This is a genomic window from Burkholderia sp. ZZQ-2 (assembly GCF_050768715.1).
Lineage (GTDB): Bacteria > Pseudomonadota > Gammaproteobacteria > Burkholderiales > Burkholderiaceae > Burkholderia > Burkholderia cepacia.
In genome coordinates this window covers 1-835 of sequence record NZ_LDVA01000048.1, presented here as the reverse complement: position 1 = coordinate 835, position 835 = coordinate 1, and the positions used below count along the sequence as shown (strand labels likewise).

The following is an 835-nucleotide window of genomic DNA, read 5'->3' as shown; positions in this document are numbered from 1 at the left end:
CGCCGCTCGCGATCGTGCCGCTCGAGGACCTGCTCGCGCTGGACGCGCAGCCGAACCTGCCGGGGCCGCCGTGCGGGCATCCGAACTGGCGGCAACGGCTGCCGCGCACAATCGACACGCTGTTCGACGCCGACGTGCGCGAACGCATCGCCGCCGTCGTGCAGGCGCGCCGTTCAAGGGAGCGCGGCGCATGACGCCGCGCGCGACGCTGCGGCTGCAGCTTCATGCGGGTTTCACGTTCGACGACGCGGCCTCGCACGCCGACTACTTCGCGCGGCTCGGCGTGAGTCACCTGTACCTGTCGCCGGTCTCGGCCGCCGAACCGGGCTCGCGGCACGGCTACGACACCGTGGATTACGGCACGCTCAATCCCGAACTCGGCGGCGAAGCAGGTTTCAATCGGCTCGTCGACGCGTTGCGCGCGCGCGGCCTCGGCGTGATCGTCGACATCGTGCCGAACCATATGGGCGTCGGCGGCTCGTCGAACGGCTGGTGGAACGACGTGCTCGAATGGGGCCCCGCCAGCCCGTACGCGCGCCATTTCGACATCGACTGGCACCCGCCCGATCCGGCGCTCGACGGCAAGGTGCTGCTGCCGTGTCTCGGCCTGCCCTACGGCGACGCGCTCGCAGCCGGCGACATCACGCTGGGCGCCGACCCGGCCAGCGGCCGCTTCTTCATCGCGTGCCCCGGACGGCGGCTGCCCGTGGCGGCCGCCACCCATGCCGACATCCTGCGCCTCGCGAACCGCGCGGACCTGAACGCGCTCGCCGAACGCTTCGACGCCGCGCCGGCGCGCGACAGCGCACGGCTGGCCGCCGCGCATGCCGCGCTG

At 72.9% G+C, this 835-nt stretch carries 2 protein-coding genes; both read left to right on the top strand.

Going from position 1 to position 835, the window contains the following annotated elements; translation table 11 throughout:
• Positions 1-194, top strand: a 194-nt coding sequence (locus ABY44_RS01630) for a hypothetical protein (RefSeq protein WP_431640777.1), incomplete at its 5' end; no start/stop codon positions are given.
• A partial coding sequence (locus ABY44_RS01625) for an alpha-amylase family glycosyl hydrolase (RefSeq protein ID WP_431640775.1) occupies positions 191-835 on the top strand: 645 nt, incomplete at its 3' end. The genes ABY44_RS01630 and ABY44_RS01625, both read left to right, overlap by 4 nt.